Genomic DNA, 18,088 nt, shown 5'->3' with positions numbered 1-18,088 from the left:
CCCGCTATGCAAGTTTTTCTGCCTTTGCGGCGAGCGTACTCGGCGAGCGGGTTGAAAGCTACGCTTTCGAAACTCGGTTCGCGGATCTGGTCGATGAGATCGTGGGCTTCGAAGCGGCCCGGGGCTTCGCTTCGTTCGAAGATCCGAACATTCGTGTCCGAAGCCGGCGGCTTGTCCGACTCAATAGCGAATTCATGGACGCGTGTACAAGACTGCACGCGCTTCACCAGTTGTTAAAGCGCATGCATGCGGGGCAGGTAAAGCCCGTCATTGAAGCGACGTTGCCATACTTTCGAGAGCTTTCGGGCTTGCTCGCGAGGCAAAACGATCCGATGAAGACCGATGAGGTGCGTGCTGCGTGCGCGGCAACTGAACTCAGTGCCTTCCAGGCAATGCTCCCGCAACGGGTCCGCGAGACTCGGCGCGTGCTTGAGACGTCTGCGCCGGAATCCTTGCTCGACTTCGATACGACGATGGAGCTTCTATATCGCTTTATTGTTGAAGTCCTGCGCTATACGCAGACATACGCGTCGCTGGCGGACCACAACCACGTTCTCGAACGATCGGTGACGAAATACGTCGTCAAGACCAACGTGTACGTCGTGGCGATCACGTTTTTGCGTACGGCGGTGGCCGTCGCTGGCATGGGGGCGTTCTGGATCGCGACCGATTGGCCGAGCGGCGGCCTCGCCGTAATAGCGGCTGCGATAGCGTGCGCCCTCAGTTCGGTATCGCCGAACCCGCCAAAGCTCGTCGCCCAAATGGCGGCGGGGGCGTCACTTGCAGCCGTGGCGGGTTATCTGGTCACGTGTTACGTATATCCGAACATCGACGGCTTTCCGCTGCTGTGCGTTGCGCTGGCGCCCCTGCTGGCGTTCGGTGCGTTCCTGGCGATGCGTCCCGGCACGAGCGGCTACGGCGTCGGCTTTTGTGTGTTCTTTTGCCTGCTTGCCGGGCCGGACAACGTGATCGTCTATGCGCCGGATCTCCTCATCAACAACGGCATCGCGGTGGTCGCAGGTATGCTCGTTTCCTGCCTGGTTTTCACCGTGATTTTTCCGACGGAGATGCCTTGGCGGATCGGGAAGATCAAGCGCGATCTACGGCGACAAGTGGTGCCCGCGTGCACGGGAGCGCTCACCGGACTCAATCAGCAGTTCCAGTCGAGTACACACGACCTGATGTTCCAGCTGCGCATGCTCCTGATGAAGCGCTCCGCACAGCATCGCGATGCGTTGCGATGGATGCTCGTCACCCTCGAAGTTGGACACTCGACAATCGATCTTCGCAACGAGGCGCTCGACGCACCCTACGCGGCGCGATTGCAACCGGGATGGCGTACATCGATCGATGCGGTCACGCGCGATCTGGCAGAGCTGTTCGAATACCCCGACATGAGTAGACTCACGCATGCGCTGGCATCCGTCGAGACAGCGATCCGGATAGCGAAGTCCTTACGCGACTCGCTGCGCGAGAATCCCGAAAGACGTCATCAAATGCAGCGGATTCTGAGCTATCTACACTTTATCCGAAGTGCGCTGCTCGATCGGGATGCACCCTTTTACGCGAGCTGAGCGCAGTTTGTCGGCCAGCTTCGCGCCGCGACCAGCCGTATAGGCGAAACAGCGGATGGGCGTTCCCGATCCGGTCATTTGCGCCCAGAGATAGCTTTTCGTTTGCGGCTTGCGCCCTTCTTCCTTCAGAACCTGGAACGTCGTCTCGTCGCAGTAGATCACGTCAGCATCGAGCAACGCGTCGCGCATCAGGTTGATAACGGGCTGCGTCGCGAGACCGACGCGGACCATGCTCGCGGCGAGCGTGTTCGACGAGATGTCGCCACCGAAGCGTCGCAGCAGGCCAGCCTGGCGATAGATCGGCATGCCGAACTGATACTTGCCGGTGGCGACCCACGCGAGTGCCGATTCCGTCAGCAGTCCACGCGGGATGATGCGCGCCGGCGCCGGCGTAACCTTGATGCCGAGGTCGCAGCACGGACAGGCATACTTGACGCGCTGGTGCTGGATGACGCGAACCTGCTCGGGGATCACGTCGAGCTGCTCGCTCGTTTCGACGCCGATCTCGACGAGCGCGTGTCCGTCGTGGTTGCAGAAGCGTTCGGCTTCGGGAAGTTCGTGCCGAACGACTTCGCGCGGCAGACTGGGATCGAGCGGTTTGCGATGACCGCGCTTCTTGCGCGTGTGCGCTGCGATCGGGGTTTCGCGACTATCTTCCTGCGCGGGTGTTGCGTTCGTGCCGAGCACTTCGGCTTCATTGAACAGACCGGGCTGATCCGATGCGCGAGCTTCGCTCTTCGCGCCGAACAGCTCGCGCCGGTAAGCGCGCAGTCGTTCCTCGGCCAGGTCGCGCTCCGCAGTCACGAGACGCAGTGCGCTGCGTAAACCGTCACGCTCTGACTGAAGGGCGTCGTGCTCCTCACGTATCGCGAGGAGCGCCCTGAGTTCGTCAGCGTCGATGGTCACGTTGATCGGCATGCCACTTAGACCGGCACGCCGATGCCGTGTTCAACTCACGCGAGCATAGTGGCGTTTCGGATGCCGCTGAAGAGCAGCAATGTCGGCACCTTCGAGAAGCCAGTGCAGCAGATCGACGGTCAACGTCACGACTTCGGTTTTGCTGTCAGGCCAGACGAAGCGATCATTGGCCTCGAGTCTCTTGAGCATCAGCCAGAAACCGTTGTGCTGCCAGCCCAGGATCTTGACGCGATCGCATCGCCGGTTGGTAAAAATGTAGAGCGAGGAATCCATCGGATTCAGGCGCATCGCCTGTTCGACGAGAATCGACAGACTGTTCATTCCGTACCGGAAGTCGACGGGATCGCGGTGCAGGTATACCGTCAGCTTTTCGTCGAACCGGAACACGGCATCCTCCCGAACTTCTGGACCACGGTGCTCAGTTCGTCGATGCTCGCTGCACTGAGATCGAGCTCCACGCCGTTCGACAGACATACATGCAGTGAGAGTGTCATCGGCGGTGCCGGAGATACGGGTGGTGGCGGCAGTGCCGGTGGTAGTGACACGACAGGAACAAATGCAGAGGAGGATTCTGCCGGCGCGGGCCGCTTACGTGAATCCGGCATATCGATGGCTTTGCCATCCATCACTTCGACTGCGGGTGGTGATGCGGCGCGCTCGTCGGCGTCGTCCTTCAGCGATGCCAATGAGATGCCTTTCTCACGCTCCATCAGGTACTTCGTGGTCCATTTGCGCAGCAGGTTTGCGTTGATCCCATGCTGCTGTGCCAGACGGGCTACCGACACGCCCGGGTGCAATGCAGCCTCGACCAGCGCGCGCTTGCCGTTCTCGTCATAGCGACGGCGCCCGTCGCGGCTTAGACGAACTACTCTTAACTCTGAGTCATTGCCAGCCATAGGTGTCCACCTCCACGTAGGTGGACACCTATGCTCCTCGCTCATGCCGCCAGCCGATAGACGTCGAAGATGGACCGCTTACCGTGGTCCGCGCTTGCGAATGATGCGGTGGCCGAGGAAGACGAAACCGTCATTCACATGCGTGATATGGGTCTTCTCCATATTCAGCGTGAGCTTCAGCTTGCCTTCGAGGAATGTCCGGCACGCTTCGCGTATTGCTTCGGCGTGCGCTCGGGTTCCTTTGACGACCACCACAAAGTGATCCGCATAACGACAGTAGGATACTGCTGGTTTCCACTGCCGATTTTCCCGCACAGCAATGGGCCGCTGTTTGAGAATGGCGAAGTTCCACGCCCACCGCGCACCTTCTTGCTCAGGAATTTCGTTTCCATCCACGCATCAAACTCATGCAACATGATGTTGGATAGCAGAGGCGAGATAATGAGCTTGCCCTGCAAAAATGGATCCCTTGCTGAGTGTGTAAAACTCACGCAAGGAGGTAGCAACGATGGGTAATCCGAGAGCACGGTATACGCAGGAATTCATGATAGAAGCCGTGCGCATGGTCCGCGGCGGCCAGAGCATGGCGGCGGTGGCAAAGATACTGGCCATCAGCCCGAAGACGCTGCACAACTGGGTTAAGGCCGATGCCGCTGGCAAACTGAACGGCGCAGGAAAACAGACCTCTCCCGAACAGATGGAGATTGCGCGGCTACGTGCGGAGTTGGCACGCGTGAAGATGGAGCGCGACATATTGGAAAAAGCCACGGCGTACTTCGCAAAGGTGTCGGGATGAAGTACGCCTGGATTGAGCTTCACAGCGGACAATGGCCGGTTTCCCTGACCTGCCAGGTGCTGGGTGTCAGTCCCAGCGGTTACCACGCCCGCTAGGCCCGGGACGTCGATACGGACCGTCCGCGCCGACGCATCAGCAATGACGCCCTGCTGGTCCACATCAAGGCCGTGCATGCGCAATCCAAAGGCGAGTACGGCTGGCCGCACGTGTGGAAGAAGCTGCTTGCTCAAGGCATTCGCGTCAGCAAGGATCGTGTCCAGCGACTCATGAAGCTGCACGGCATCAAGGCGAAGACCAAACGCCGCTTCAAGGCCACCACCGACAGCAACCACAACCTGGCGGTCGCGCCGAACCTGCTGCAACGCGACTTCTCGCCCGCTCGCCCCGATCAGGCCTGGAGTACAGACATCACGTACGTCTGGACTGACGAGGGCTGGCTGTACCTGACGGTTATCCTCGACCTGTTCAGCCGTCAGGTGGTGGGCTGGTCGATGCAGCCGCACATGCGCACGGAGCTGGTGTCGGACGCGCTGCGTATGGCGTGGTTCCGCCGCCGTCCGCAAGCGGGCCTGATCCTCCACAGTGACCGGGGTAGCCAGGGCGGATTCAACCGGTCGTCGCAACACTAGATTATTGACCAGATTTTAGGTATTCGTCCAAAGCCTCCGCAGGCGTCTTCCAGCCGAGTGTTTTCCGGGGCCTGGTATTCAATGTGTTAGCAACGGCCTGGATCTCGCGAGCACTCCACCGGGACAGGTCGGTGCCCTTTGGAAAGTATTGTCGTAGAAGGCCATTGGTGTTTTCGTTCGTACCACGCTGCCATGGGCTGTGCGGGTCAGCGAAGAAGACCTTCACGCCGGACTCGATCGTGAAGCGGGCGTGATCGGACAGCTCCTTGCCACGATCCCAGGTCAATGATCGCCACAACTGAGCAGGCAAGTCCGCCACGGTCTTCTTGAGTGCGTTGGCCATCGTGACAGCTCCATAGCCGGCCAGCGCAGGCCCGTTTTTCGTGCGTGGAATTAGCCCATAGCCTTTCTCGCGAGGTAAGTGCACGAGCATCGTAAAGCGGCTTGATCTTTCCACCAACGTCCCGATGGCTGATCGGTTTAAGCCGATAATCAGGCCACCCTCCCAATGGCCTGGCACAGCACGATCTTGCACCTCGGCAGGCCGGCTGGAAATCATCACCTCCTCGCTGACGTGCGCCCACGCCCTGGCACGCGCTCTCGCTCGGGGAACGCGCAACGCGCGCCCGGTGCGAAGGCAACCCACCAGCTCGCGCTTGAGCGCACCGCGCCCTTGAATATAGAGCGCTTGATAAATGGCTTCATGAGAGATGCGCATAGATTCATCATCCGGGAAATCAGCCTGCAATCGATTGGCAATCTGTTCAGGTGACCAGCCGTTGACCCACTTCCGGTCACCGCGATGTGGTTTATTGCGCCCCTTGAACGGTGCCTGCCTGGGCCCCGCAATTTGACGACCATCAGCGTCATGTACCTTGCCCTCCAGGCGCTCCTGTACGTATTGGCGCAGCGGTGCGTTCGTCGCCAGCTTCGCTGGCTTTGGTCGTTTCGCGAACCGTTCCGCCTTCCACTGCGCGACCGAAGCACGATACTCGAGGCACCCACCACGGGTTGCCGCATTGCGTGTGAGTTCCCGCGAAACGGTAGACGGACTGCGTCCAAGACGCCGGGCAATCTCGCGTACCCCAAGACCTTGTACCGAGAGCAACGCCAGCTCTTCCCGCTCAGCGAACGACAAGTATCGACCAGCGATAGGTTTCGACATGAATAGTGGCATGCCGCCACGATAGCGGAACCAGCGCGAGCCTACCGCTTGAGATACGCCTACCGCCTCCGCTGCTTTCTCGCTTGTAATGCCCGTTGCGATCTGTTGCCAAAACCGACGCTCCATCACATGTCCAAGTGATGGAGCACCCGGCGAGTACATCGCTTCTCGCCCTGTCAACCGATACACCTGCTTCGCACTTCGTCCCATGCAACACCTCCTCGATCAAAGGTGTTGCGACGACCGGTTGAATCCGCCCAGTATTGCAGTCATGACTTCCAGGACCTGCTCAAGGGCTACGGCATGCGCAGCTCGATGAGCCGCCGAGGCAATTGCTGGGACACTCAGTCTAAGATCGCTTCTGAACGTCGGACCGATCTGACCCGTGCTGGGATTGGCCAAGCTGCCTTTGCGTTGACCTGTCGATTGGATTCCGGCGTTCCCCGAGCGTTGCCGGGCTCACCGTCTGTGACCTGATAGGAGCTTTGTTCCGCACCATGAGTGTCCTGTCCTGCGAGTGGGGTTGGCGATGCGCCCGCTACAACGGATATACGCATGGAACAAAACAAAGTGATTCTGGGTTTGACACGCATCTGGATACGCATGTCGGGGCTGTGATCACCGATACAGGCAGGCTTCTCGCAACGCTATCTGTATCGACCGACACAGCAGGCTATTTCAAGTTGCTGACGTGGGCAAATTCGTTCGGCCAGCTACAACGCGCCGGCGTGGAAGGGTCTGGCACGTACGGAACGGGATTGGCCCGCGTGCTTCGCGATCGTGAGATTGAGGTGCTTGAAGTCAATCGTCCCGATCGCGCGATGCGTCGATCTAAAGGAAAGTCCGATCCCACCGATGCCGAAAACACCGCACGTGCGGTCCTCTCCGGAAGAGCTACTGCTATTCCAAAGGAACAGTCCGGCGCGGCAGAGGCGATGCGTGCCGTCTCCGTTGCCAGACGCAGTGCAGTCAAGGCCAGGACCCAGGCTATAAACCAGCTAAGAGCTTTGCTCGTAAGCGCTCCCCAGGAAATCCGCGAGCGTCTTCTGAAAGCGAAGACCACGGAATGTGTTGAGGGTTGCGCCCGTCTTCGCTCGCTGGGCAAAACTCCAATGTTGCAGACTCTCACGACTACAGTTGCGTCGGTGAAATTTCCTAAACGAAAGCAGCCTGTCGCGTCGGGTCAGGTTTTACGTCAGATCCGCGCTCGTTGACTAACCTCGATGCCGTCGCCTCTCTACAACAGAGCTCAACAGGAATCGACCCGTACGGATGAAATACAGCAGCACTGCTCCTTTGCTGGGAGGGCGGTTATCAGCATTGCTTCGAATTTGTGACAATTACTTCCACAACTCGAGAGTGCCGAGTTCTTGCGTTTTTTAACGGTCGCATCTTGGCGTTCGTGAGCGCCGATCCAGTTCTCGGCAATCCGATCCGGCTCACGTAGTTGCCTTCGCGCGCCAGTCTCGTCTTCAGGCGACTGTGCTTAATCCTCAAGTCGACCCATTCCTTCGTCAACGCCTTGAAGTGCTGTAGTCGGCCTGACGGCGCACGTCGCTCAACGCGGGGCGCGCAACGTACTCAGTTCGGCTCTTTCTGTCCCGCGTGTAGCTCAACTGGTAGTACCCCGCGCTGATTGGCGGAGTCCTTGTATGGGCGACTGAGTGAGTCTGGGCGTATTTCACCAATCGCAGTGAGCTTCGCCTTTTTTCTCAATTTTATATAGTTAGGAATCCATACTGTAACTATACTTCGCTGTTGGCAACAACAACTCGAAGACAAACGATGGCGCTTTGGATGGCTTGGTGGGACGCGATCTGGTTACTACGTCCGGCGTTCTCGCGCCTGCGCAGCTTCATGTGGTTCGCAACCGTCGTAGCAGGCTTCAACGTGCGCACCGAGTTGCTGGGCGTGACCAGCATCGTGCGTGCGCTCAAGCTGCGACCGGCTCTGTACAACAAGCTGCGTGACAGCTTGCACAGCAACGCCGTGCAACTCGATCAGCTCTCGGCGCTGTGGACTCAGGCTGTGTTGCACCTGTTCCCGGATCCGCTACGCGTCAATGGTCGGCGCGTTCTGGTCGGAGACGGCATCAAGGTGGCCAAGTCCGGCAAGAAGATGCCCGGTGTCAAGCTGCTGCATCAACAGTCCGACTCCAACACCAAGCCCGAATACATCATGGGGCACTCCATGCAGGCGGTCAGCATACTCGTAGGGGCCGCCCAGAGCGTCTTCGCCGTACCGTTGGCCGTGCGCATTCACGAAGGTCTGGTGTGGTCCAATCGTGATCGGCGTACCTTGCTCGACAAGATGATCTCGCTGCTGGACATCGTCTCGGTGAACGATCCGTTCTACTTCGTCGCCGATGCCTATTACGCTGCTCGAAAGATCGTCAAGGGCCTGCGCGATCAGGACAACCACCTGGTCACGCGCGTGAAGTCCAATGCAGTCGCCTATGCCCCGTACCTGCAGCAAGGACCGCGCAAACGAGGCCGCCCCAGGCTTTACGGTGACAGGGTCAAACTCAAATCGCTCCTGGCTGAACCTCAGTCCTCACAATCAGCACCCAGTCCGGTCTATGGCGAGCACGCCCTCACCATTCAGTATCGTGTCTGCGATCTACTGTGGCCTGCGTGCGGAGGACGGCTGGTTCGCTTCGTGGCAGTGACTCACCCCTGCAGGGGTTCGTGTCTATTGATGTGCACCGACCTCAGCCTGGATCCCATCCAGATCATTCGCTTGTATGGGTTGCGCTTCAAAATCGAACACAGCTTCAAACAGGCGGTACATCGGATCGGCACTTTCGCCTACCACTTCTGGATGCAGGACATGAAGCCGCTTGGCCGCGGAAACGGCAATCAATACCTTCATCGCGAATCCCTCGAGTACCGCAACGCCGTCAAGCGCAAGACCCACGCCTATCACGTCTTCATTCAGGCCGGCATCGTCTGTCAGGGACTGCTTCAGTACCTGGCAGTGGTGTTCCCTTCACTCGTCTGGAGTTCCTTTGGATCCTGGCTGCGCACCATCCGCCCCGGCATCCCCCCATCGGAGTTGGTCGTCGCTAATGCACTACGCCAATGCCTGCCCGAATTTCTCGTGAATAGCGCTAAAACAAATTTCTTCGCGAAATTCGTCACCGAAAGGCAGGACCCTGACACCTTCGAGATGTTCCGACTGGCCACATAGCCCAAGACTGTGCCGATCTCGGCACTCTTGAGTTCCACAAATTGGAAGACTCTAATTCAGCCCGGAAGGACGTCGTGCTGCACCTGCCCTTCTATACTCGCGGCGCTGTTTCCACCTGAATCGCAATGCGCTGGAGTTAATTCATGAAAAAGATCCCCGTAGCCCTCGCCCTCTCCGCTGCACTCGCCGCATCGGCAGCCCATGCACAGAGTTCAGTCACGCTCTATGGCCTGATCGACGCTGGCCTCATGTATACCAATAACGTCAAGACCTCCGCCACGGCGCACGGCAGCCTTTTTCAGGCAACCAGCGGCACCATTAACGGCAGCCGGTTCGGTGTGCGCGGCGCCGAAGATCTCGGTGGCGGCCTGAAGGCCATTTTCGTGCTGGAAAACGGCTTCAACGTGCAGAACGGCAAGCTCGGCCAGAATAGCCGGATGTTTGGCCGGCAGGCGTTTGTCGGCCTGAACAGCAACCAGTTCGGTACGGTGACGCTGGGCCGCCAGTACGACTCGCTGGTCGACTTCGTGGCACCCCTGTCCGGCACAGCTGGCACGTTCGGCGACACGGGCTTCGCGCACCCGTTCGACAACGACAACCTGAACCACACGCTGCGGATGAGCAACGCGGTCAAGTACATGAGCAACAACTATGCAGGCCTGAAGTTCGGCGGCCTCTACGCGTTCTCGAACAACACTGACTTCACGCTGAACCGTGCTTACAGCGCGGGAGCAAGCTTCGACTATGGCCCGTTTAAGATGGCCGCCGGCTACCTGCAGATCAACGGCAATGGCGCCGTCCCCCAGGCGAACACCAGCGGGGCGGTTGACCTCGGCGAAGCGCCTGCCCAGACGGGTGGCTTCACGTTCGGGGCGGACGTTCAGCGCACGTTCGGCGCGGGTCTGAACTACACCTTCGGCCCGGCAGTGGTCGGCTTCGTGTATACGAACAGCCATTATCAGGGCACGCGATCGTTCAACCTCAACAACGGTTCGCAGCGCTTCAACAACTACGAGCTGAACGCCAAGTACACGCTGACACCGGCGATTACGCTGGGCATGACTGACACGTACACCGATGCGCATCTGTCAGGCGCATTTAATGCGAGCGGCACGCAGTACGGCACCGACCCGAAATGGAATCAGGTCAATGTGCAGGCTGTCTACGCGCTTTCCAGGCGCACGGACGTTTACGCCGAAGGCATGTATCAGCATGCAATTGGCCATAACGTTGTTGCCTTCATCAATACATCGGGTGGTGCGTCGTCGACGGCGAACCAGGTGGTCGGCACGGTCGGCATGCGCACGCGCTTCTAAGGAAGCCTGAAGCGGAACGGCTTTAGCCCTGTCTCAGGGCGCAACAGCAGTGTGCGCCGGCAAAGCACCAGCCGACGCGAATTCCTCTGGGCACGACCGATACAGCCTGATCGAAAAGGTCGTGTCCATATATGTCGGGGCCCTGGTCGCGGGCCCCGCCGAAACGGTGGTCATGGCGCAGTGAATGCGGAGCGAGAGCCCGCGGACAAACCTGCGCCGACGCGACTTTCTCCGGGCAATGACTTTAGCCCGTCCGTCTGGACGGGCATTTTTTTCAGCTGACACGGTCGTGTGATGTGACGGGGGTCGGTGCACAACGGCTCCATGAAACGCCTGATCCGCGAGCTGATGCTGAGAGGCTTTGCCGGTAGAGCTCGGAGGCCCAGCGCACGTTTCTCCGGACTCCCGGGAATCTCAGGTCCCGGGCTACGAGCCCGACCAGATCGGCTACCACCTCCTGCTCATTAATGGCTATTTTTGCTCATCCCCCGAAATTTCGGGGGAAGGGCAAAAATAGCCTTCTTCAGGCGCGTGCTGCGTTCGAGCCCTACGCCACGCAAGATCCTCACCGACCAGTTGCGCAGCTATCCGGCTGCAAGGCCGACATCCCCCGAACTGGCGAACGGCACGCACGTGTTCGTCAAGGCGGCAGCCCGGTTGTTCAGCCGGGCTGAAAACAGCCACCAACCAACGCGCGAACGCGAACGTCGAATGCGTGGCTTTCGGGACCCGAACCCGAGGATTCTGTTGGCGAGTCGTTACCGCATGAGGCTCAACGCCTTATGCCTGTTCGCCGGTTTTCAATTAGGGTTCTCCTGGGCGGCTCATATAGTGGCCCGCCCGACACGTCTCGGGCAACAAGGCCGTTTCAAAGACGCAGTCTGTTCCTGGTATTGCCTTCGACACGACAGCGGCAGCCGACTTGAGGAAAGTGAAATGACTACACCAACAGGCCCACCTGCAAGTAGACATCCAGGCTCTGCAAGCATCGAAAAAAAAATCGAGCTCCAGTCTTGACTCTCGAGGGAAGTCCTTGCAAACATAATCCGAGTACAACGGTCATTCGTGCCGCGGGTCCCCGGCACGCGCTTGCTTACCGGCTCGCGCCATCGCTCCAACCATAACGCTCAAATATCGCCAGGCCCGCCGGACCCGCAAGGAATTGCACCAACTGGCGCGCTTCGTCTCGTGCCGCTCCGCGCTGTGTCAGCACGACACCGCAATCTCGGTACAGCCGGTAGCGCGGCTCGATCGGCACGATGTCCGCGATCCCCGGGTGAGCCACCGCCCAGATGTTGTAGACGAGCCATGCATCAATGGTGGAATCGTTGTTCCAGCGCTTGAGCGCTTCCGCCGTATTCGGGGTGAACGCGGCAATGTTTCGCCGCAGCGCTTTCACTTGCCGGATGTCGCCGTCCCGGCCGACGAGGTCTTCCCACAGCCCATTCTGACCGGAACCGTCTACCACTATTACGCGCGCGTCGCCGCGCAGCAGGTCGCCAAGGCCGTGGATATGGCTCGGATTGCCCGGCCGCACGAGGATCACCGCAGGGCGCACGTATAGCGGCTCGGCGCTGCTGGCGACGAGTTGCTCGCCGAACGTCGCGATGAAGCCGGACATCATGTCCTCGGAGCCGGAGTACAGCAGGTCGGCATCGGCTCGGGCCGCGTCGGCCCACTGCGGCGTCGGACCGGCCGTCACGTCGACCTTGATGCCGGTTTGCTTCGAGAACTCGGCAGCGGCTGCCCTTATCGCCGGAGCGGGACCGCCGGCACCGTACACATGGAGCGGCTCCGCCGCGCTGGACGGTCCGCCGACGACAAGCGCAACACCGACAGCAAAGGCAGCGGACAGACGGGCCAAACGGGAAACGATGATCATCGCACTCCTCCATAAGAAAGCGCGCGCACAGAAAACCCTTGTGCGGGCGTAAAAAAAGCTTCACTACACGCTAGCGGCGCGCCGTCTCCGCGGCTCGGTGCGAGAGTCAGTCTGCTGCCGCGGCGCTTACCAGCGCGGCCACGCCGGAAAGCGGCTTCATTAGCTCACTAAGCGCCTTGTGCCGCTGCTGCAGATAGTCCACCGAGTTGTATGACATCCAGACGCGTTGCCCGGCGTCCTCCCACACCAGCACCTTAAGCGGCAGATCGAGCGCTGCGGTGGGCATCGCCTGCATCAGCGGCGTGCCCGCACGCGGATTCCCGAACACGAGCAGTTGCGACGGCTGCATCGCAAGGCCTTCACGCTGCGCATCGCTGCTGAAGTCGATGTGCGCGAACAGCGTGAGTTGCCTCGCCTTGATCAGAGATTCGAGCCTGTCGACGGTTTCTGGCACCGAATGGTGACTGGAGACGGTGACGATCCCGTCATCGGTGGCTTGAGCGGACATGGCTCCTCCAAAGTGCGTGAGCGCGACTGCGACGGTGAGAAACAGGCGTTTCATCGAACAAATCCTCCTGATGCGCGTGAAATGACGCTGCTCGTCGGTGCCTGTCGAACGGGCATGGCAGTACCACGCGCCCGGCACATTTCAATGCAACCGGACGCGCACATTGATCCGTCACTGCCCACGTAACCAAAGACGATCGACTGCGATCGATCCCATCAACAAGGCAGCGCCGGCCTACCTGGCGAACGAGACGTCCAACGGCCAGCCCGGGGCTACGAGCAGCCACGCAGTTGATGCCAACGCGAGGGGCGCATATCGACGGCGCCGCAGTGCCTTCCGGAAGCCCGAACCCAGCGAGACAACCGCCGTCACGCCCGCAAAGAAGAGCCACCAGGGGTTGGCAGTCCGAGCGACGACCCAGCCGGCATTCAGAAGGCCCGCGTAGGAGCTCCAGCAGACGGCGCATTTCGGGGGCGCTCAGCTGGAGCACCATTCCGAGAACCTTCATGCCGGGCCGCACCACGGCCACATTGCCTGCTTTGGTGCAGTTGATTTGCTAGATGCCGGTATGCATGGCGGGTCCATATCCACGGTTCAGGGCTCTGCTGGTCGTGCAAACGTCTCGGATGCGGAAGCAGCAACGTGCGCATCGTGGACCTGCGCCAGGGCGTCTTCGGTAACCGGAATCAGCTCAAGCCAGACGCGCAAGATCATCGCAAAAAGCGCCACCGAGAACTCAGCGAGTATGAACGATGCGCCAGGACGTGCTCGCTCAGTCTCGCCAAGGATTATTTCAATCAACTGCCTCAGGCGCGGCGACGCATGATCGGTGTAAGACACCTTGATAAGATCGGGCAACCCACTAAAGAGCAGTGCGCTCGGGATATCCGTGATTCTTCCGCAAAGCAGGTTGAGAGATGGCACGTTGTTCCGAGAGCCCGGTCGTGCTGTCGCATTTCCATTGAAAACGATATGTCGTTCATCGCAGGGACTTAGCTCCATGACTGCCTCCCGGCTGACGGCCAGCTTGTGCGCGCTCCCTCGCGCAAGTAGTACGATGTCACCTTCTGATAGAAGTTCGTCCGGTACCCCCTCGCGTACAAGGGCACAGCTACCGCTTGTCATGACGTAATAGCACGCTTCGCCCCTCGTTACCGCCGGGCGATTCTCTTGCAATTGGTCGCCAGCCAGATAGAGCAGGTCAACCGCACCTTGCAATCGAGACGGGAAAATCAAACTATCGATGGAGTTCATGGTGATTCTTTGCGAATCTCAAACTATCTATATAGTTCCGTCCGGCAGTTGAACTGCGACGGGTCCCATAGCTCAGCGGCGTAGTAATCACGTACGACACGCCTGATAAAGCATGTACGCCGCGACGGCGACAATCATCATGGCGAACATCCGGTTCAGCACACTGCGTCGATGGGCGAGGCGGCCTGCCGCCCGCGCGCCAAAGGCGCCGCCAATCACGCCACCGCCGACAAATTCGACCGCGACAAGCCAGTCGACCTGCCCTGACATCGCGTAGTTGATAGCAGTGGTCATGCCAAAAGAGCCGACGGCGAACAGTGATGTGCCGATCGCGTCGACGATCTGCATGCGTCCGGCGTACATGAGACCCGGGACGACGAGAAAGCCGCCGCCAATTCCAAAAAATCCGGACACGCCCCCAGCACCCAGTCCCGTTCCACACAAGCGCACATATTCGGCAGGCAGTTTGCCGTCTGCGGCCTGCTCAGCCGGCCGCGCCCTTTGCGTCAGGAATGCAACCACGCACATCAGCAGCGCAAAATACACCGTCAACACATGGCCATCTACAAGCTTTCCGATTGATGAGCCTAGCGCTGCACCCAGCACTCCGCTTCCTGCAAACGTAAGAGCCGCCCCCCACCGCACGCGACCAGCGCGAGCGTGCGGAATGATATTGATGTACGCGCTGGCGGCAACTGCCAATGCAGCGGTCCCAATCGCCACGTGGGGATTGTGCAGTCCGACAACGTAAAGAATCAGGGGAACTGCCAGAATCGAGCCGCCTCCCCCAAGCAGTCCAAGCGAGAAGCTCACGAAGCTCCCGCAAAGGGCGGCTGCAAGCCCTTGTGCCATCATTCCCGCCGCAGTCATATTCGTTTATCCAGCTGCTTCGGTCCGCGCTTAAAGCTGGCCACATGCAAGGTTCGCAGGCACCGCGACATCCATCATCGCGGGGTTCGGAAGGTTCAGACTATCCATGATCCGGATGTACTCGGCTTCGCTCTTTCCGGAAAGCCGCGGGTTGAACCGCTTCTCATCGCCGATCCTCGATGCGGTGCAGCCGTTGTAGTCGTGCGCCGGATATACCGTTGCCTCGTCCGGCAGCCTGAAGAGCTTGTTGACGATCGAGTCCCAGGAGCGGCGTGCGTCCCCGCCCTGGAAGTCAGTGCGCCCACTCCCGCGAATAAGCAGCACGTCGCCGGTAAAGACGGCTTCCGGACGCCTCGGATTCAGTACGAAGCTGAACGACTCGTCCGTATGGCCCGGCGTGTACAACGCCTTCAGCTCGATGCCATCCATGCGCAGCACCTCATTCTCGCTCACTTTCCGCGACACGCATAACGCCTTTGACCGCTCACCCATCACGGTCGTGCATTGGGTCGCATCGCGAAGATCGCCAAGTGCAGTGACGTGATCCGCATGCGTGTGGGTGTCGATGGCATGAACAAGACGCACGCCGAGCTCATCGATTGCCGCCAGATATCCCCCGAGCTGCTCCTTCACGGGATCGATGATGAGTGCCTCCCCTCCCCTGCGCGAGGCGAGGAGGTACGTGAAGGTACTCGAGACCGGATCGAAAAACTGGCGAAAGACCATGACCACCCCTGCAACAGATTCGTCACCACAATGTCAACGGACACCGCGTCAACGCTCAATACGTCTTGTACGGAAGGAACTTGCCCGACAGAACAACTTTCACGCGATCGCCTTTCGGATCTGTTTCGCGCTGAATATCCATCGCGAAATCAATGGCGCTCATGATGCCGTCGCCGAACTCCTCATGAATGAGCTCCTTGATCGTCGTCCCATAGACATTCACCATCTCGTACCACCGATAGATCAACGGATCGGTCGGTACGGATGTTGGCAGCGAGCCCTTGTACGGCACGATCTGCAACCACGCGACCGCTTCCTCGGACAGACCAAAGATTTCGCCCGCCGCCTGTGCCTGGCTCTTCGTGAAGGTCATCTGACCAAGGCATGCCGCTGTCGTCCACTCTTTGCTCTGGCCGATTGCCTCAGCTACTTCGCCCCACGTGAGGCCTTTGGCGACCTTGGCCGACACGATCATCTGGGTCACTTCGTTGCGACTGGAAATCATGATTTACTCCGTTTGAAAAAGCGATGGTTGCTATGCGACTGCCTTGATGATAGGCCCCGGATCACGCACGATCACGTGGGGCTCTTCCAGACCGGGTCTTACCACCCGCGGTACGGCACCGGGTATATGGCCTGCTTCGATTCCGCGCTTCATGTCGCCTGACCGCCGGACCAGAAAGTCGACGAGATGGTTACGGATCCGGTAAAACTGCGGATCGTGATGAATGGTCTCGCGCTTGCGGTCGGCCGGTAGCGTATTGACAACGATCTCGGCGATCTGCGCATGCGGGCCATTGCCCATCAACATGATCTTGTTCGAGAGCAGGATGGCTTCGTCGACATCGTGCGTGATCATGAAGACGGTCTGGTGCGTCGACGCGCAGATCCGCAGCAGCTCGTCCTGGATCACGCCGCGCGTGAGCGCGTCGAGCGCGCCGAAGGGCTCGTCGAGCAAAAGCATCTTCGGTTCAACCGCGAACGCGCGGGCGATGCCGACACGCTGCTTCATGCCACCAGAGAGTTCAGATGGCTTCTTCTTTTCGGCGCCCTTGAGTCCCACCATTTCGATAAAGCGCAGGCTATGCGCTGCAATCTGCGCGCGCGACCACGCGGGATGGCGTGCACGCACCGCGAACGCAATGTTCGCCTCGACCGTGAGCCACGGCATTAACGCATGGCCCTGAAACACGACGCCGCGATCGAGGCTGGGGCCCGAAACCTCGCGGTTCCCCATGATGACATGGCCGTTCGTCGGTTCTTCGAGCCCCGCAAGTACATTGAGGATCGTGCTTTTACCGCACCCCGAATGCCCGATTACGCAGACGAAATCGCCCTGGTCAATTGTGAAGCTGACGTTCTCAAAAACCGGCGGGACATCGGGACGGTAACGCTTGCTGAGCGACTCGACGCGGATGAACTTTGTGGCGCTGTCAGGCTGGTTTGCGGGCGTATTAGTCGGCATAGGTCACCTTCCTTTGAAGTTGAGCGAACAGCAGGTCGAGCAGCATGCCCACCAGACCGATGAGCAGCACTGAGAACAGCACGTTCGCAAGCGACAGATTGTTCCATTCATTCCAGAGGAAATAGCCAATGCCGGTACCGCCGACCAGCATCTCCGCGGCGACGATAACGAGCCACGCGATGCCCATCGAGATACGCATGCCCGTCACGATGGTCGGTGCAGCCGCGGGCAGAATGACGGTCAGTGCCCGGCGCAGCGGCGGCACTTCCAGCGTCCGTGCAACGTTCAGCCAGTCGCGTCGAACGGCCGCGACACCGAACACGGTATTGATCAGCATCGGCCACACAGAACAGATGAAGATCACAAACACGGCCGAGGTTGACGAGCTCTTGATCGTGTAAAGCGCGATCGGCATCCAGGCTAACGGTGAGATAGGTTTCAGCACCTGGATGAACGGATTGAAGGTCATGAACGCCAGGCGCGACATGCCGATCAGAAAACCGAGTGGTACCGCTACTAAAAGTGCGAAGACGTAACCGGCGCCTACGCGGGCCAGCGAATAGCCCAGCTGGATGCCGAAGCCCTTGTCGTTCGGGCCGTTGTCGCGGAACGGGTGCGCCAGTTGTCGCGATGCTTCGTGGGCAAACTGGCCGGGCGTGGGAAAGCCCGTCACTTTCCGCTGAAACGAAGTGTCTGCAGTCTCCGGAATCTTGCCCATCAGCATTGCGTACTCAGTGGCTTCAGCGGTGGCAGACGGAGTGCTGTGCGCGGTCTCTGCGGTCGGAGCCGTGGCCGCTTGCCATACGATCAACAGAAGGGCCAATACTGCAACCGAACACAGAACAGCTTTCTGCCGCAGCGATAAACGCGTCGATACAGTCATCCTGATTCTCCTACTGC

The 18,088-nt window shown here is 59.6% G+C and carries 15 protein-coding genes and 4 pseudogenes; 6 read left to right on the top strand and 13 right to left on the bottom strand.

Translation table 11 applies throughout. The annotated features are described in order from the left end of the window. The coding region (locus B0G74_RS45600) for an FUSC family protein (protein ID WP_132384419.1) at window positions 1–1,574 on the top strand (1,574 nt) is incomplete at its 5' end. Between the two features lie 3 nt (window positions 1,575–1,577). Here B0G74_RS45600 and B0G74_RS45595 read toward each other — a convergent pair. The 4 genes and pseudogenes from B0G74_RS45595 to B0G74_RS45580 all read right to left on the bottom strand — a co-directional run. Then, window positions 1,578–2,492 (bottom strand): annotated as a pseudogene (locus tag B0G74_RS45595) (transposase); the annotation flags it as partial. Window positions 2,493–2,522: 30 nt separating this feature from the next. Then, window positions 2,523–2,879 (bottom strand): IS66 family insertion sequence element accessory protein TnpB, encoded by a 357-nt coding sequence (gene tnpB / locus B0G74_RS45590; RefSeq protein WP_165924074.1) that lies wholly within the window; start codon window positions 2,877–2,879, stop codon window positions 2,523–2,525. Beyond that, window positions 2,855–3,388, bottom strand: a complete 534-nt coding sequence (locus tag B0G74_RS45585; RefSeq protein ID WP_132384417.1) for a transposase — start codon at window positions 3,386–3,388, stop codon at window positions 2,855–2,857. The genes tnpB and B0G74_RS45585 overlap by 25 nt, the downstream gene beginning before the upstream one ends. A 90-nt stretch (window positions 3,389–3,478) precedes the next feature. Continuing rightward, window positions 3,479–3,843, bottom strand: a pseudogene (locus tag B0G74_RS45580) (reverse transcriptase/maturase family protein); the annotation flags it as partial. Between the two features lie 53 nt (window positions 3,844–3,896). Between B0G74_RS45580 and B0G74_RS45570 the strand changes: the two are divergent. Further along, window positions 3,897–4,783, top strand: a pseudogene (locus B0G74_RS45570) (IS3 family transposase); the annotation flags it as partial. Between the two features lie 31 nt (window positions 4,784–4,814). Here B0G74_RS45570 and B0G74_RS45565 read toward each other — a convergent pair. Then, entirely contained in the window at window positions 4,815–6,188 is a 1,374-nt protein-coding gene (locus B0G74_RS45565; protein ID WP_165924073.1) for an IS30 family transposase, read from the bottom strand. 287 nt (window positions 6,189–6,475) lie between these two features. Here B0G74_RS45565 and B0G74_RS45555 point away from each other — a divergent pair, with 287 nt between their 5' ends. The 4 genes and pseudogenes from B0G74_RS45555 to B0G74_RS45540 all read left to right on the top strand — a co-directional run. After that, a complete protein-coding gene (locus B0G74_RS45555) occupies window positions 6,476–7,192 on the top strand; it encodes an IS110 family transposase (RefSeq protein WP_243658641.1) in 717 nt (238 codons plus the stop codon). 571 nt (window positions 7,193–7,763) lie between these two features. Continuing rightward, window positions 7,764–9,167: a transposase gene (locus B0G74_RS45550; RefSeq protein ID WP_132384415.1), complete on the top strand. Its 1,404-nt coding sequence runs from the start codon at window positions 7,764–7,766 to the stop codon at window positions 9,165–9,167. A gap of 143 nt (window positions 9,168–9,310) precedes the next feature. Beyond that, on the top strand, window positions 9,311–10,483 hold the full coding sequence (locus tag B0G74_RS45545; protein ID WP_132384414.1) for a porin: 1,173 nt from the start codon (window positions 9,311–9,313) through the stop codon (window positions 10,481–10,483). Window positions 10,484–11,002: 519 nt separating this feature from the next. Then, window positions 11,003–11,215: pseudogene (locus tag B0G74_RS45540) on the top strand (IS6 family transposase); the annotation flags it as partial. A gap of 361 nt (window positions 11,216–11,576) precedes the next feature. Here the strand turns inward: B0G74_RS45540 and B0G74_RS45535 are convergent. The 8 genes from B0G74_RS45535 to ntrB form a co-directional block, all read right to left on the bottom strand. Beyond that, window positions 11,577–12,365, bottom strand: a complete 789-nt coding sequence (locus B0G74_RS45535) for a substrate-binding domain-containing protein (protein ID WP_132384413.1) — start codon at window positions 12,363–12,365, stop codon at window positions 11,577–11,579. Window positions 12,366–12,471: 106 nt separating this feature from the next. Then, window positions 12,472–12,927, bottom strand: a complete 456-nt coding sequence (locus tag B0G74_RS45530; RefSeq protein ID WP_243658640.1) for a DUF302 domain-containing protein — start codon at window positions 12,925–12,927, stop codon at window positions 12,472–12,474. A gap of 540 nt (window positions 12,928–13,467) precedes the next feature. After that, complete coding sequence (locus B0G74_RS45525; protein WP_132384412.1) at window positions 13,468–14,127, bottom strand: cupin domain-containing protein; 660 nt, start codon at window positions 14,125–14,127, stop codon at window positions 13,468–13,470. Between the two features lie 87 nt (window positions 14,128–14,214). After that, on the bottom strand, window positions 14,215–14,997 hold the full coding sequence (locus B0G74_RS45520) for a sulfite exporter TauE/SafE family protein (protein ID WP_132384411.1): 783 nt from the start codon (window positions 14,995–14,997) through the stop codon (window positions 14,215–14,217). 30 nt (window positions 14,998–15,027) lie between these two features. After that, the gene (locus B0G74_RS45515; RefSeq protein WP_132384410.1) at window positions 15,028–15,723 is read right to left on the bottom strand and encodes an MBL fold metallo-hydrolase; all 696 of its coding nucleotides are present in this window, start codon (window positions 15,721–15,723) and stop codon (window positions 15,028–15,030) included. Window positions 15,724–15,778: 55 nt separating this feature from the next. After that, entirely contained in the window at window positions 15,779–16,228 is a 450-nt protein-coding gene (gene cynS, locus B0G74_RS45510) for a cyanase (RefSeq protein ID WP_132384409.1), read from the bottom strand. A gap of 30 nt (window positions 16,229–16,258) precedes the next feature. Continuing rightward, a complete protein-coding gene (locus tag B0G74_RS45505) occupies window positions 16,259–17,188 on the bottom strand; it encodes an ABC transporter ATP-binding protein (RefSeq protein ID WP_132384408.1) in 930 nt (309 codons plus the stop codon). Then, window positions 17,178–18,071, bottom strand: coding sequence for a nitrate ABC transporter permease (ntrB, locus tag B0G74_RS45500; RefSeq protein ID WP_132384407.1), 894 nt, complete (start codon window positions 18,069–18,071; stop codon window positions 17,178–17,180). The genes B0G74_RS45505 and ntrB overlap by 11 nt, the downstream gene beginning before the upstream one ends. Window positions 18,072–18,088: the final 17 nt, after the last annotated feature.

The sequence above is a fragment of the Paraburkholderia sp. BL9I2N2 genome, assembly GCF_004339745.1.
Taxonomy (GTDB): Bacteria; Pseudomonadota; Gammaproteobacteria; order Burkholderiales; family Burkholderiaceae; genus Paraburkholderia.
The sequence above is the reverse complement of the archived record's forward strand: the minus strand, read 5'-3'. Positions and strand labels throughout refer to the sequence as shown.